The organism is Pseudomonas floridensis (assembly GCF_002087235.1).
Lineage (GTDB): Bacteria > Pseudomonadota > Gammaproteobacteria > Pseudomonadales > Pseudomonadaceae > Aquipseudomonas > Aquipseudomonas floridensis.
This window is the reverse complement of the sequence record NZ_MUIO01000043.1, coordinates 1-17,247: the sequence shown is the minus strand read 5'-3', so window position 1 is coordinate 17,247 and position 17,247 is coordinate 1. Positions and strand designations below refer to the sequence as shown.

At 59.8% G+C, this 17,247-nt stretch carries 1 protein-coding gene; it reads left to right on the top strand.

The features are described 5' to 3' along the window. Window positions 1–12: 12 nt before the first annotated feature. Window positions 13–17,247 (top strand): hemagglutinin repeat-containing protein (locus tag BZK31_RS12625; protein WP_083183186.1); only part of this gene is annotated, 17,235 nt, incomplete at its 3' end.

Below are 17,247 nucleotides of genomic sequence, written 5' to 3'. Positions count from 1 at the left end.
GAGGTCACTAACATGGACGTTCACCAGTTGGCTCTGCTCGCCCGTCAGCCTTCCGCGGCGTTGACCGAGCGTCAGCATTTCTGGGGAATGCCCAAGCGTGGCCTTGCGCTGATTCTGGCCAACGCGCTGTTCTGGCAGCCACTGCTGGTCCAGGCCGAAGGCATTGCAGTGAGCGGGCCGGGAACCACGCTGGGCCAGGCGGGCAATGGCGTGCCGATCATCAACATCGCCACGCCCAATGCCAGTGGCCTCTCGCACAACCAGTTCCAGCAGTACAACGTCGAGAGTCAGGGCGTCATCCTCAACAACTCGACGAACCAAACCCAGAGTACCCAACTGGGCGGCATCATTGTCGGCAACTCCAACCTGCGTGGCACGGCAGCCAGCACGATTCTCAACGAAGTGGTCGGCGCTCATGCCAGTCAGTTGAGGGGGTATACGGAAGTAGCGGGACAGACGGCGCGAGTCATCGTCGCCAACCCGTATGGCATCAGTTGCAACGGTTGCGGTTTCATCAATACGCCGCAGGTCACGTTGACTACCGGCAAGCCGGTTCTGGACGCCAACGGTCAACTGCAGCGCTTCAACGTTCAGGGCGGCAGCATCTCGATTGACGGCGCGGGGCTGAACGCCGACAACGTCGACCAGTTCGACATCATCACCCGCAGCGCGAAGATCAATGCCGAACTGCACGCCAAGCGCCTCAACGTCATCACCGGTCGCAACGACGTCGATGCACAGACCCTGAACCCGACGGCACTGGCAGACGACGGCAGCAGCAAGCCGGAACTGGCGATCGATAGCTCGGCCCTTGGCGGCATGTACGCCGGTGCCATTCGACTGGTGGGTACTGAGGCGGGCGTCGGCGTCAGGCTCGCCGGTAATCTGGCGGCCAGTGGCGGCGATATCCAGATCGATGCCAATGGCCATCTGAACGTGATGCAGGCGGCGGCCAGCGGTGCGGTCAACGTCAAAGCGAACACGGCCGAGGTCAACGGCTCCGTGTACGCAGGGTCTTCCCTGGCGATGACCACTGCCGGGGATCTCACCACCCGGCAGAACGTCGCCGCACGTGATGCACTGAGCCTTTCAGCAGGTGGTCAACTGCGCAACTCGGCCGTTATCGAAGCCGGCGTCAATGCCGACAACAGCCGCAACGCGTCGGGTGATATCACGCTGTCGGCCAACGGCCTCACCAACAGCGCAAGCATCACTGCCAGCCGTGCCCTGCAAGCCACCATCACCCAGACCCTGAGCAACCAGGGCGCCACACTGAACGGGCAGGCCAGCACGCGTATCGCAGCCGCTGTCGTCGATAACCGCCAGTCCGGCCGGATTCTTAGCCAGGGTGGCAGCGCAGATATCAATGCCTCTCAGGTGCTCAACGCACAGAATGGCCTGATCAGCAGCAGCGGCAACCTGACCGTTACCGCCAATGCGCTGGACAACAGCCAGCAGGGCAAGCTGTCCAGCGGCGCAGTGCTGACTGCGCGTATCCCCGAACAGTTGCTCAATCAGCTGGGCATCATCAGTTCTTCCGGTGATCTATTGCTCAGTGCTGCCACGCTGGACAACCGCACGGCGGAGATTTCCAGCCTGGGCAACCTGACGGCCACGGTTGGCCGGTTCGACAACAGCAGCAGTGGCCGCTTTCTGGCCAACGGTATTCTGCAACTGACTGCGGACACGCTGGACAACCAGAACACCGGATCGGTTGCCGGACAGCAAAATGTACAGCTGACACTGGGGCAACTGACCAACACCAGTGGAGGCAGTGTTTACGGCAAAAACAGTCTGGGTCTGAACGTTACCGGGGCCGTGAACAACAATCAGGGCGTATTGCGCAGCGATGGGACGCTCGAGTTGCATGCCGCCTCACTGGCCAGCACTGGCGGCAGCGTCATCAGCGCCGGTATGGGCTCAATCACCAGCGGTGGTGCAGTCGTCAATCAGGGTGGGCAAATTCTGAGCGATGCCAGCCTGACGCTGAACAGCGGTTCGCTGGATAACAGTCAGAGCGGCCGGATTGCTGGCAGAGATGTCGTCGTGAACACCGGCGCCTTCGACAACCAGCGCAGCGGAAATCTGTCGAGCACCGGCACGCTCCAGCTCAACGCGGCTCAGGTCAACAACGGTGAAGCGGGACGCATCGCCAGCGCCATGGCCTTGACCGCCGTGGTCACCGGACTTGATCAGACCAATGATGGCCGTTTGTATGGCAACAGTGATGTCAGCCTTGATCTGCGCAATGGTGTGCTGAACAACCAGGGAGGTCTGATCAGCGCTCCCGGTCAGTTGCTGCTGGAAAACCTCAACGTCATCAACAACCAGAGCGGCAAGATATCCAGCGCCAACGGCTTTACGCTGGCAGCCACTTTACTGGATAACACTGACGGTTCGGTAATCAGCGACAAAGCGCTGATCGTGCGTATCAATCAGTTGCTGACCAACCTGCGCGGGCTGGTATCCGCGACCGGTCTTGAACTGACAGCCGCCTCACTGAACAACCGCAATGCTGAAATCTCCAGCCTCGGCAGCCTGACAGCCAACATCGGCCAGTTCGATAACCGTGAAAAAGGCCGGCTGCTGGCCAACGGCGCTTTGCTGTTGACTGCGGATAGCCTGAATAACCTGAGCGGGATTGTGTCCGGGCAGCAGGGCGTGCAACTGAACCTGGGGCAACTGACCAATACCGGCGGTGGCAGCCTTTACGCCAAAGACGCGTTGAATCTGACGCTTGGCGGCGTGTTGGCAAACGATCAGGGCGTGGTGCGCAGTGACGGCACCATTGACCTTAAAGCAGCCGGTCTGGCCAACACCAATGGCAGTGTGACCAGCGCCGGAACAGGCATGCTCAACTTCAACGGCGCAGTCGTCAATCAGGGCGGGCAGATTGTCACTGATGCACAACTGACGCTCAGCAGTGGAAGTCTCGACAACAGCCAGCGCGGTCGTATCGCGGGCAATGGTGTGGTGCTGAACACCGGCACGTTCACTAACCAGCAGGGCGGTAGCCTGTCCAGTACCGGGGCCATGCGCCTGACGGCGGGGCCGGTCGACAACAGCGCTGCCGGGCGTATTGCCAGCGCAATGGCTTTGACCGCTGCGGTGACCGGTCTCAACCAGACTAACGATGGCCGCCTGTACAGCAACAGTGACGTCAGCCTCGACATGAACAATGGTCTGCTGAACAACCAGAGCGGGCAAATAACCGCGCCCGGTCAGTTGCTGCTGAAAAACCTCAACGTCGTCAACAACCAGAGCGGCAAGATCTCCAGCGCCAACGGCTTTACGCTGGCGGCCACTTCGCTGGATAACACTGACGGGGCGCTAATCAGCGACAAAGCGCTGGTCGTGCGCATCAATCAATTGCTGACCAACCTGCGCGGGCAGATTTCCGCCAATGGCGTCAATTTGAGCGCCGCAACGCTGGACAACCGCAATGCCGAGTTGTCCAGCCTTGGCAGTCTGACGGCCAACATCGGCCAGTTCGATAACCGCGAAAAAGGCCACCTGCTGGCCAACGGCGCGCTGCTGTTGACTGCGGATGGCTTGAATAACCTGAGCGGGATTGTGTCCGGGCAGCAGGGTGTACAACTGAATCTGGGGCAACTGACCAATACCGCTGGCGGCAGCGTTTACGCTAAAAACAGTCTCGACCTGACCCTAAGCGGGACGTTGAACAATGATCAGGGCGTGCTGCGCAGCGACGGTTCACTGACCACCGCTGCAGCCTCACTGGCCAACCGCACGGGCAGTATCAGCAGCGCCGGGGTCGCGTCGATCAGGATTAATGACGGGGTGATCAACCGGGGCGGGCAGATCCTCAGCGATGCACAACTGACGCTTATCAGTGGCAGCCTCGATAACAGTCATAGCGGACGCATCGCCAGTAAGGGGCTGGTGCTCAGCACTGGCACCTTTGACAACCAGCAGGACGGTCGCCTGACCAGTACCGGTGCTCTCCAGCTGAATGCGGGGCTGGTCAACAATAGCGATGCCGGTCGAATCGCCAGCGCCATGGCGCTGACCGCTGTCGTCACCGGACTGAATCAAACCCGCGACGGCCAGTTGTACAGCAACAGCGATGTCAGCCTCGACCTGAGTAACGGCGTACTGATCAATCAGGGCGGCCTGATCAACGCGCCGGGCCAGTTGCTGCTGAAAAATCTTACCTCGGTCAATAACCAGAGCGGCGAAATCTCCAGCGCCAATGGCTTCACGCTCGCAGCCACATCGCTGGACAACACCAAGGGTTCGCTGCTCAGCGACAAAGCGCTCGTCGTGCGCATCAATCAGTGGCTGACCAACCTGCGCGGCAAGATCTCCGCCAACGGCGTGAACCTGAGTGCCGCAACGCTCGACAACCGTAACGCCGAGCTATCCAGCCTGAGCACCCTGACCGCCACCCTCGGCGATTTCGACAACCGCGAAGAAGGCCGCCTGCTGGCCAACGGCGCTCTGCTGCTGACAGCCGATACCCTGAATAACCAGAGCGGTGTGGTGTCCGGGCAGCAGGACGTGCAGCTGAATCTGGGCCAACTGAGCAATACGGGCGCTGGCAGTGTTTACGCGAAAAGTACGCTGGGCCTGACCCTGACCGGGGCGCTTGACAACAATCAGGGTGGGCTGCGCAGTGATGGCACGCTGAACCTGAAGGCCGCTTCTCTGGCCAATACCGGTGGTAGCGTGACCAGTGCTAGCGTTTCAGTTCTGAAAAGTGATGCTGCCGTGGTCAACCAGGGTGGGCAAATCCTAAGTGATGCAACCCTTACGGTCACCAGCGCCAGTCTCGACAACAGTCAGAGCGGGCGTATCGCCAGCAAAGGTCTGGTGCTGAATACCGGTGCCTTCGACAACCATCAGGACGGGCGTCTGATCAGCACCGGTACGCTTGAACTCAACGCCGGACTGGTCAACAACAGTGATGCGGGCCGTATTGCCAGCGCCATGGCGCTGACCGCTGTAGTAACAGGTCTGGACCAGACCAACGACGGCCGGTTGTACGGTAACGGTGACGTCAGTCTCGACCTGAGCAATGGCGTACTGACTAACCAGGGCGGTCAGATATCAGCCCCCGGCCAGTTGCTGCTGAAAAACCTCACGTCAGTCAGTAACCGCGGCGGCAAAATCTCCAGCGCCAATGGCTTCACGATGGCCGCGACCACGCTGGATAACACCGCCGGTTCGGTGATCAGCGATAAAACCTTGATCGTGCGCATCGACCGGTTGCTGACCAACGTTCGCGGGCTGATTTCCGCCACCGGTGTTGAACTGAGTGCCGCGACGCTGGACAACCGCAACGCAGAACTCTCCAGCCTGGGCAACCTGACCGCAACCGTCGGCCAGTTCGATAACAGCGGCAAGGGCCGTTTGCTGGCCAACGGCGCGTTGCTGTTGACGGCCGACAACCTGGATAACCAAGGCGCTGGCGCCGTTTCCGGTCAGCAGGAGGTGCAGCTAACTCTGGGTCAACTGACCAACACCGGCAGCGGCAGCGTCTACGCCAAAAACAAACTGGGTCTGACGGTCAGCGGCGCACTGAACAACAATCAGGGTCTCGTGCGCAGCGCTGGCACACTTGATGTGAACGCCGCTTCTCTGGCCAACACGGTGGGTAGCATCACCAGTTCCGGCGTGTCGGTCCTGAACGTCGATGGCGCTGTGGTGAACCGTGGCGGGCAGATGCTCAGTGACTCAACCCTGTCGCTCACCAGTGCCAGCCTGGACAACAGCCAGAACGGTCGTATCGCCGGTGAGGGTGTGAAACTCGACACCGGCACGTTCGACAACCAGCAAGGCGGTCGCCTGACCAGCACCGGCACCTTGAAAATCAATGCCGGGCTGGTCAACAACGGTGACGCTGGGCGAATTGCCAGCGCCATGGCCCTGACCGCAGTGGTCACAGGCCTTGATCAGAGCAACGATGGCCGACTGTATGGTAACGCTGACGTCAGCCTCGACCTCAGCAAGGGTGTGCTGAACAACCAGGGTGGTCTGATCACAGCACCCGGTCAATTGCTGCTCAAGAACCTCACCTCGGTCGATAACCAGAACGGCGAAATCTCCAGCGCCCATGGGTTCACGCTGGCCGCGACGTCGCTGGACAACACCGCGGGCTCGGTGCTTAGCGACAATGCACTGGTCGTGCGTGTCGACCGGTTGCTGAGCAACCTGCGTGGCCTGGTGTCTAGCAACGGTATCGATCTGGCCGCAGGCGAACTGAGCAATAACAGTGGCAGCGTGAGCAGCGATGCTGATCTGCTGCTGAACGTCACCGGCACGCTTTCGAACCAGAATGGTGAGCTGACCAGTGCTGGTACCACCACGCTCAACGCGCTCAGCCTGAGCAATGCCAAAGGCCAAGTCATGGCGGACCGGTTTCTGAAACTGGTGATTATCGACGCCATCGATAATCAGGCAGGAACACTGGGCGCAGGGAAGGGTGCCGACATTCGAGCGGTGAGTCTGGACAACCGGCAAGCCGGTGCGCTGGTCACCGATGGTCAACTGGACCTCAAGCTGACCGGCGCACTGGACAATCGCGCCAGTGGCAGCCTGCAAGCCAAGGGTTTGATGAACCTGACCAGCCAGACGCTGGATAACCGTGGCGGCCGTATTGCAGCGCAGAACCTGCTGGTGTTGCGCAGTTCCAGCGTGGACAACCGTGGCGGTGCGATTCGTGCCGAGAACGGTATGCAACTGTTTGTCGATGCACTCGACAACAGCCAGACAGGCCTGAGCACTGCTCAAAAGGGGCTGATCAACAGTAATGCGGGTCTTGAGCTGGTCGGCACGCGTCTGGATAACCAGAACGGCCTGCTCAATGCCGCTGGCCTGATGCAGTTGCAGGCCGACAGCGTTCTCAATGGTAGCGGCCGTATCGCCAGCCAGGCTGACATGGTCGCCACTATCGGCGCTCTGACTCAGCAAGGTGGCGAGCTGGTTGCGCAGGGCAATCTGACCCTGACCGGTAACACGCTCGACAACCAGTCCGGTGGCCTGGTGGGCTCGACAAAAGCGCTGAAAATCGATGTGGCCGACATCGACAACAAGGCCGGTGAACTGTCCAGCCAGATCGGCGTGGAGATCATCGCCCAGACCCTCGACAATAGTAACGCTGGCAAGGTGCTGGCGGGCACGGCGCTGGGGTTGAAAGTGGCGCGGGTGATCAACCTGACCAAGGGCCTGTTGTTCGGTAACACCCTGCGGCTGGACGGTACGCGTCTGGATAACGCAGGCGGTACGCTGGCCAGCCAGCAGGACCTGAACATAATTTTGTCTGACGCGCTCGATAACAGCGGCGGCCTGCTCAGCAGTGAATCGGCCATGACCGTCAGCGCTGCTTCGTTGCAAAACGCCTCGGGCAGCGTTTCCAGTGCCGATGCCTTGAACGTCATCACCACCGGCGCCTTGAGCAACCAGGCGGGTTCGATCACCACCGATGCGGCGCTCACGCTGACCAGCGCAAGTATGGATAACAGCAAGGCCGGCAAACTGTCCGGCAAGGGCGCTACGCAGGTCACCACCGGTACGTTCGACAACAGTCAGGGTGGTCGCCTGACCAGCAGCGACACCCTGCGATTGACGGCAGGCAAGGTCATCAACCAGAACGCCGGGCGCATTGCCAGCGCGCTGGCCCTGACCGCCAGCGTCACCAGCCTTGATCAGCAGGCTGGCGAATTGTTCAGCAACACCTCGCTGAGCCTCGACCTGAACAACGGCCAGTTGAACAATCAGGGCGGTCTGATCAACGCCCCTGGCGTACTGCTGCTTAAAAATCTTAACGGCGTTGCCAACCAGAACGGCGAAATCTCCAGCGCACAGGCGTTCACTGTGAACGCTAGCAGCCTCGACAACAGCGGCGGCAAACTGCTCAGCAGCCAGGCCCTGACGCTGGTTGTGAACAAAGCGCTGAACAATATCAAAGGCAATATTTCCAGCGCGGCACTGAGTATCAACAGTGACAGTCTGGACAACACCGAAGGCATGATCAGCAGCCGCGCAGGGCTGGACGTGACGGTAAATACTGCCCTGACCAACGCCAAAGGCACGCTGATCGGCGACGGCAATGTGAATCTGAGCGCCGCAACAGCAGACAACCGTCTTGGCCAACTGGCAAGCAAGCAAAACCTCGACGCGCGGATCGGCAACCTTCAGCAACAGAGCGGCCAGATGCTCGCCCAAGGCACATTGACCTTGCGCGGCGACGCGCTGGACAACCGTCAGAACGGTTTTATCGGCGCCACCCAAGCCCTTGCTATCACTGTCACCAACATCGACAACCGCGGCGGTGAACTGTCCAGCCAGGACACGATGACCCTGACCGGCCAGCAACTGAACAACAGCGATAAAGGTCAGGTTCTGGCGCAAAAAGCGCTGAATCTGAACATTGCGCAGACCACTAACCGTGGTACCGGTCTGCTCTCGAGCCAAGCGGGCCTGACACTGATCGGCAGCAGCCTGGACAACACCGCAGGCGCAATGAGCGCCCTTAAGGCGTTGAGTATCGACCTGTCGGCAGCGCTCGATAACAGCCAGGGCCTGATCAGCGGTGAGGACATCCTGACATTGAAGGCCGGCAGCCTGACCAACACCGCAGGCAGCGTTTCCAGTGCTGGAACCCTGACCCTCGACAGCACCGGTGCAATCGGCAACCAGGGCGGCAAGCTGGTGACCGATGGCGCCCTCGCTCTTAAAAGCGCCAGCCTCGACAACAGCCAGCGCGGCAACATCAGTGGCAAAGGTCTACTGACCCTCAAGACCGGGAATTTCGATAACAGCCAGAACGGTCGCGTGAGCAGCAGCGATCGACTGGAGCTGACCAGCGAACAACTGACCAACAGCGGCGGCAGCATTGGCAGCAGCCAGGCACTGACCGCCAGCGTCAGCCGCCTGAGTCAGTTGGGCGGCAAGCTGTTCAGCAATACGTCCTTGAGCCTGGACCTGAATAACGGCCAACTGGACAACCAGAACGGCTTGATCAACGCGCCAGGCGCACTGGTGCTGAACAACGTCAACGAAGTCCTGAACCAGAACGGCGAAATTTCCAGCGCCCAGGCGTTTACCGTCAACGCTCAACAACTTAATAACAACGGCGGCAAACTGCTCAGCAACCAATTGCTGACCCTGCGCATTGCCCGAGCATTGAGCAACGTCAAAGGCCTGATCGCCGCCGCTGGTGTCGACGCTGTCGTCAACACCCTCGATAACACGGGCGCCACGCTGACCAGCCGCAACGACCTGGGCTTGACTGTCACCGGCTTGCTCACCAACCGTGACAATGGGTTGATCAATGCGGCCCAAGCGCTCAAGGTCGGCGCGGCCAGCCTCGACAACCAGAACGGTCAGGTATTGGGCGGCACCAGCCTTACCCTCAATGCAACGTCGATCAACAACACCGCCAGAGGCCTGATCAACAGCACCGGCGCCCTGAACCTGACGGCAGGCAGTCTGGATTCCGGCACCGGCGGCGAAGTGTCGGCCGCACGCGACATGACCCTGGTTCTCAACGCATTGTCGCTCAATGGCGGACGGGTGATGGGTGACGCCGGGCTGTCCATCGACATGGTGGGCAACGACCTCAATAACTTTGGTGGCCTGATCACTGCCGATGGTTCGCTGACCTTCAGCCGTATTCGCGATTTGAATAACCAGTCCGGCGAGGTGTCTAGCGCAAAGAGCTTCACCTTCAGTGGCCGTACCCTCGACAACAGCAGCGGCAAGCTGATCAGCAGCAACGTGCTGACCCTCAGCGCCATTAACCTGCTCAACTACAACGGCTTGATTTCCGGCTGGCAGGGCCTGAACGTCTCCGGCAACCGACTCGATAACCGCAACAGCGGCACATTATCCAGCCGCAGTGGCAGCCTCGTTACAACGCTGACCGGCGAGCTGCTCAATGGCGGCAACGGCGCACTGGTCAGTCAGAACGCCATGACCGTAACCGCTGACAGTCTCGACAACAGCGGCGGCATCCTGTCCAGCGGCACGGGCCAGACCCTTAGCGTGGCGGGCCTGCTGAACAACAGCCAGAACGGCCTGATCGATAGCGGCGCAGGGCTGGCCATCAAAGCCAGTGCCCTGAGCAATGCGGCCGGTAATCTGACGGCTCAGCAGGATTTCAGTTTTGAAGGCAGCAGCCTCGACAACAGCGCTGGCAACCTGAGCAGCAGGGGCGCGATGACCCTCGACCTGCTGGGCAGCCTGACCAACACCAGTGGCAAGCTGGCCAGCGGCGGCACCCTGCTGTTGCGGCGCAGCGCCGCGATCAACAACCAGGCCGGGCAACTGATCAGCCAGAGCCTGATGACCCTCAACACATCGGGACAACTGGACAACCGTAACCGCGGCACCGTTGCGTCCAACAACACACTGGCGGTCGCCGCGAGCGGCAGCGTCCTTAACGACGCCGATGGCCTGATCTACAGCCAGAACGCCGATGCGCGAGTACAGACGGCGAGCCTGTCCAACGTTCGCGGCACGGTACAGAGCGTCGGTGCCCTTAGTGTTGATGTCGCGAGCACCGTCGACAACCAGAACGGCCGAATCATTGCGCAGAACGGTGACCTGAATCTGAGCGCCGTCAACCTCTACAGTCAGGGCGGGGTGCTGTCCAGTCTGCAAGGCCTGTTCACCGCGAATGTGGTCGGTGTGCTGAAAAACGGCTATGACGCCAATCGTCAGGGCGGTGTGATCCAGGCTCAGCGCCTCAACCTGACGGCGCTGAGCAGCTTCGACAACTACGGCGGACGAGTCTCCGCACGCACCGGCGAAGCGCTGATCAATACCGCAAGCTTCGACAACCGCAACGGCGGCCTTTACGGCAAAGGCCTGGTACGCGTCACCGGCGGCAATTTCGACAACAGCGGCGACAACGACGGCCAGATCGCAGGCGGTCAGGTCGAGTTGAACCTGAGCGGCGCACTGAACAACCGCTTCGGCATCATCGAAAGCGACAGCACACTGGCTGTAACCGCTGCAAGTCTGGACAACCAGACCGGGCAACTGCGCGCGCTGGGTGGTGGCGGTGCGACGAACTTCCAGATCGGCAACCTGTTCGACAACCGTAACGGCACGCTGGAAAGCGCCAACAGCGACCTGATACTCAACGCTGGCAGCTTCTTCAATGGGGGTGGGTCGCTGCTGCATACGGGGAATGGGACGTTTGATGTTGCGACGGCCAACGTTTCAGGTGCCGGTGGTTCGATCGTCACTCGTGGCGGCTTGACCCTCAACGCCGACAGCTGGAGCAACAGCAACGTCATTCAGGCCGGACGCCTGAACATAAACGTCAATAATTTCAGCCAGACCGCCAGCGGCCAGTTGCTTGCTTCCAGCAGCTTCGTTGGTAACGGCGGCACTTGGAGCAACGAAGGACTGATTGCCAGTGACGGCTCGCTAAGCCTCAACCTCGGTGGTACCTACGGTGGCAACGGCCGGCTCAGCAGCGCCGGGACGCTCGGACTGAGCGCCGCGCAAGTGAACCTTAACGCCGCTTCGACTATCGCTGGCGGCGGTGACACTTCGGTTTCGGTGGGAGGCCAGTTGAGCAATATCGGTCGCCTGACCTCGGCGACCAACCTTACCGTCAATGCGGGGAGTATCAACAACCAGGGCACGCTGGGCAGCGGTCAAGCGCTGACCGTGACCACCGGCTCGCTGGTCAATGATCGCGGGCTGATCTTCAGCGGCAACAACATGAGCCTGCGGGTCAGTTCGCTGAACAACAGTTACGCCAACATCTACAGCCTGGGCAATCTCTCGATTGACCGTAACGGGCAGGGCGCCCTGGCCGACAGCCTCGTCAACAGTTCAGCGACGATACAAAGCGACGGCGGCATGAGTCTGGCGGCGAGCACGATACAGAACATCCGTGCGATTTTGACTACCAGCAACGGCGGTATCTATACCGCCATGATTGTAGAGGGTGCGTGCAACCGGGAATTCTACAACAACGACTGCAGCGGCAAGGCAACTCATACCTGGGACATTACTCAGCGTGAAAAACTGGAAGTGACCGCTGCAAGCGCAGCGTCCGGCATTATCGCTGGCGGTAATCTGAGCATCAGCGGTGGCGATCTGTTCAACCAGAGCAGCACCATTGCCACCAGCGGCAACTTCACCGCGACACTGAACAACCTGAACAACACCGGCGTAGAGGCCAGCGATACTGAAACTATGCGTTCCTTCCGCAGCGCTCGTACCAGCAACGCCGGTTCCTGGACCAATGCCGCTCGCGAATTCACTGAGCAGTACTGGTTTACCAGCAGCGGTTATGACGCCAACAACATCAGCGGCCTTGAAGCGGCAATGGCCGAATTTATCGCTACCACCGAAACCGAGATGCCCGAGTTCCGCAAGGTTACCCAGTTGTCCAATGGCGATCAGAGCTATGCCGCCATTATCCAGGCAGGCGGTGCAGTCAACGTCAACGCCAGTAACAACATCGGCAACAACGTTGTACGCGCTGGCTACAGCTACGTAAGCGGTGGTTCGCGTACTGATACCAGTGCTCCGGGCAGTCAGTTTTCCACGCGCATTACCGTCAATCAGCAATTGCCGCCAGACCTGGCCCAGCAACAAGTCAATCCTCTAAGCCTGCCAGGCTTCAGTCTGCCCACCGGCCAGAACGGTCTGTTCCGCCTGAGCGGCCAGAGCGGCACCGCTGCTACTGTCGCCCAACCCGTCGGCCTTCCACAAAGCTGGACGATGGGCAGCGCAGCGGTCTCCGTCGCGCAGCGCGAGCGAACCGTTTCTGATGCGCAGGCAAGCACCATCCAGATCGGCTCTGTCGGCCAGATAGCTAACGCCACGCGCGAGCTCGCTTCGGTGACACGGCAAAGCGCAGGCGTAAGCGCCAATGCCTCTGCTTTCGATACCAGCACACCAGGCGCCCCACCCATTGGCGGGCTTGTACTGCCGGGCCATACCTCTGATTCCGCAGGTGTCACCAGCGTCGACAGCGTAACCGGCATTGCAACGGGCAATCAGGGCAGCGGTGCGTTGCTGCCTGTACAGAACTCAGGCTCGACTGTCGGCTTGCCGGCCATCACGTCTGTTTCTTCCGGTAATTCGGCAGTCCAGAACGCGGGGATGGTGCAGGGCACTCAAGTCTACAAGACTGGGCAGGTTGTAAAGGGTACCCAGGGTAGTTTGCTCAATGCTGTGAATCAGGCTACGACAGGTGCCCAGTCAGGCACGACTGCCGCCGTGACTCAAGTGGTCGTCAACGCTCAAGGCGGTCCGGTTATTGCCCCTGTTCGTAGCCCTGTGGCGACTCAAGGCAGTCCTGTCACTGCTGCTGTTATAAACCCGGTGGTCACTCAGACCAACCCTGTTGGTACCGCCACCCCAACCGCCAGCATTCAGCCCGCCACCGCAGCTCAAGCCAGCGCCATTACGCCAGTCGTTTCTGCCGCAGCGCAAACGGTGACCCGAGTTGAAGGGCTGCCCAGCAGCAACTTCGTTTCCAAACCGCAGAAATACCTGATCGAAACCAACCCGGTCCTCACCGAACTCAAGCAGTTCATGAGTTCGGATTACCTGCTGGCGGGTCTGGGCTATGACCCGGAAGTCAGCGCCAAGCGTCTGGGCGATGGTCTGTATGAACAACGCCTCGTTCAGCAAGCCGTTGTGGCCAGAACCGGTCAGGCGTTCATCGATGGCCAGACCTCCAACGAGGCCCAGTTCAAGTACCTGATGAACAACGCCATCGCCAGCAAGCAGCAACTGAATCTGGCGGTCGGCGTGTCACTGAGCTCACAGCAAGTCGCCGCATTGACCCATGACATTGTCTGGCTCGAAGAGCACGAAGTGAATGGTGAGAAAGTGCTGGTGCCAGTGCTGTACATGGCCCAGGCCGACAACCGGCTTGGCCCGACCGGGGCATTGATTGCGGGTAACGACGTCTCGCTGATCGCGGGGCAAAACCTCGACAACGTCGGCACCTTGCGAGCGGCCAACAACTTGTCGGCGGCTGCTGGAAACGACCTGGTCAACTCCGGCCTGATAGAAGCTGGCAACCGTCTGGACTTGCTGGCAGGTAACGACCTGATCAACAAGTCCGGTGGCATTATCGCCGGACGTGATGTGACATTGACCGCGCTGCGCGGCGATGTCATCAACGAACGCACGGTGACCAGCCATCAGAGCGCTGCCGATGATGCGACCTGGCGTAAGGACTTCGCTGACAGCGCTGCACGTATCGAAGCGGCCAACGACATGACCCTGCAAGCGGGTCGCGACGTGGAGAACACCGGCGGCGTGTTGCAGGCCGGTCGTGATTTGAGCATCTCTGCGGGTCGCGATGTCGCTATCGACTCGGCCCAGACCGAGAAAGGCCAGACACGCGGCGCGAATTCCAGTAATTCCACCATCACGCAACTGGGCTCCACAGTCAGCGCCGGACGTGACCTGACGGCCCAGGCTGGCCGCGACATCAATGTGATCGCCAGCAGCATCGACGCCAAGCGCGACATTGCCATGGCCGCGACGGAAAACCTGACCCTGTCCTCGGCAGCTGATGAGCAGCATTCCTACGGCAAAAGCAAGAAGGTGACCGAGCAGGAAGATCATGTCGGCCAAGTGTCTGCGGACCTGAAGGCGGGTGGCAGTGTGGCTTTGCAGGCCGGGCAGAATCTCGATGTTATCGCCAGCCGCATCAGTGCAAGCAGCAACATTGCGCTTGATGCTGCGCAAGATTTGACCATTGCATCCGCTCAGGATGAGAGCTCGTACTTCTATGCCAAAAAGAGCAAAGGTTCGTTTGGCCGCAGTAGCAGTAAGCAGCAGGAAGGCTATGACAGCACCAACGTTGCATCGGTAATCAATGCAGGGCAAGACCTCACGATCAATGCCACTAAAGCTGCCGATGGTAGTGTCGGCATTAACGGTGGGCATGACGTCAGTGTTATTGGCAGCCGTCTGCTGGCAGGCAATGACCTGATTCTCGGTGCCACCAATGACATCACTGTGCTTTCGGGTGTCGATGAGCAGGGTGCTTACAGCAAGAAAAGTAAATCCGGCTCTTTTGGCTTGTCCAAAAGCGGAAAAACCGAGCTGAAGACCAGCTCTACTCAAGTCGCCAGTGAACTGAGTGCGGGCAACGACGTGGTGGTGGCTTCAGGCAAGGACATCACTCTGCGTGCCAGCAACATCGGCGCAGGCAATGATGTGGACCTCAGAGCCGGGCTGGTGGACAAAACCGGCGACATCAATCTGCTCTCGGCCAACGACGAAGCTTCCAGCCACAGCGAAGAGTACAAGAAGAAAACCGGTCTTTCAGCGTCTGGTGGATTCCTGTCGATTTCGTCGGCTAGAGAAGCTGGCGGCCAAGCGCAGAGCAGCACCAGCATAGGCAGCCAGATCAATGCTGCAGGCGATGTAAGTCTGCAGACCGAGCGCGACATCAACATTGTCGGCAGCAGCGTTAACGCAGGCGCGAACGTCAGTCTGAATGCGGGTCAGGACGTCAACATTCTGGCCGCCCAGAGTACCCAGTCCAATCAGGACTGGGAGAAGAATAGGCAGTCGGGTATCGGCGTGTCCTCTAACGCCAATGGCGTGACCTTCTTTGCAGGCGTTGATCGCACCAAAGAAAAGAACCGTCTTGAGCAACAGAGCGCAGCCGCCAGCCAGGTACGCGCAGGCGAAGATCTTATAGTCAACGCCACGCGCGACATCAATCAGGTAGGTTCTGACCTTCAGGCGCTCAATGACATCAATCTGACTGCCGGGCGCAACATCAAGATTGATGCTGCGCGTGAATCTCAGACGGTCGAGCAACAGCGCGAAAACTCGCGTAATGGTCTGAGTGCCAGCATCGATCACAACTATGGCAGCACCAAAGATGCCATCAGCGGCGCAGGCAAGGGCGAGGACGCCACGAGCAAGGGATCAAGCACGCTCAAGGCAGTAGACAGCACCTCACAGTTCCTGTCCGGCCCGACGGGCGATGGGAAATTCGGCAACAGCAAGCAGGGCACCAGCCAGCAAGTGGTCGAAACGACCAACCGCGCCTCAACGCTGGACGCAGGCAACAATCTGAACATGTCCGCGAGCAATGATGTTCAGATCAGCGGTGGCCAATTGCAGGTCGGCCGCGATATCAACATCAAGGGCCGTGACATCACGCTTGATGCCGCCAAAGGCAGCTACAGCCAGGAAACAAGCGAACAGAAAAGCTGGAGTGGTATTCATGGCAGCAGCAGTGGCGGGTTCAAACTCGGCGTGGGCGGCAGTAGCGGTGTTGCCCGCGGTGATCAGAGCCAAGGGTCCTCTACTGTAACCGTGTTGCAAGCAGGCCGTGACGTCAACCTCAACGCCAGCAATGACCTCAACCTGATCGGCACTCAGGCTCAGGCAGAGCGAAACATCAATCTGACTGCTGGCAACACCCTCGACATCAAGGCAGCCCAGAACGACAGCTCCACCGAGAACACCCGTAAAAATGGTGGCGGGGAAGCCGGTATCGCCATCGGTCCGGGAGGCATCGGTGTTTACGCTAGCGTCAACATCGGCAAAGGTGACCTGGAACGCGAAGGCAAACAGCAGCAGGAAGCTTACCTGTACGCTGGTAATCACCTTGGTTTCACCAGCGGTCAGGACACCAACATTGCCGGTGCTACGCTGCGCGGCAACGACGTGGTTGGGCGCGTAGGTCGCGACCTCAATGTCACTTCCCTGCCGGATACAGGCAGAGCACAAGGTAAGGAATTCGACCTCAGCGCGACCGTAGTGGTTGGTTTTGGCGGCAGTGTCAGCGGCTCGGTCGGGTACGGTCAGACCAACGGCTCCAAGAACTGGATCGAGGAACAGACCCGCATCACCGCCAAAGACAAAGTCGACATCCGCACCGAGAACCACACCCAGCTTGACGGCGCATTGATCGCTTCCGACAGCGGTAATCTCAAGCTGGATACCAACACGCTTGGCTACAGCGACATCGCGGGCAAGGACAAGGAGCACGGTTACTACCTGAACGTGGGCGGTTCGTACGGTACTGGCAGCAGTACCACGCAGGACTCGACTCAAGTAGGCAAAGGCGATAACAACAAAAACGGCTGGAGCGTCGAGGGCTGGAACTACAACAAGGACCGCGAGCAGATCGTCCGGGGCACCGTCGGCGCAGGCGATGTGGTGGTGCGCAGCGATACGGCTGGCAAGGACTCGACGGCAGGTTTTTTTCTGAAGCCGACGACGGCATACGAGATCACGCGTGATGATGAACACCGGACTGATTTGTAT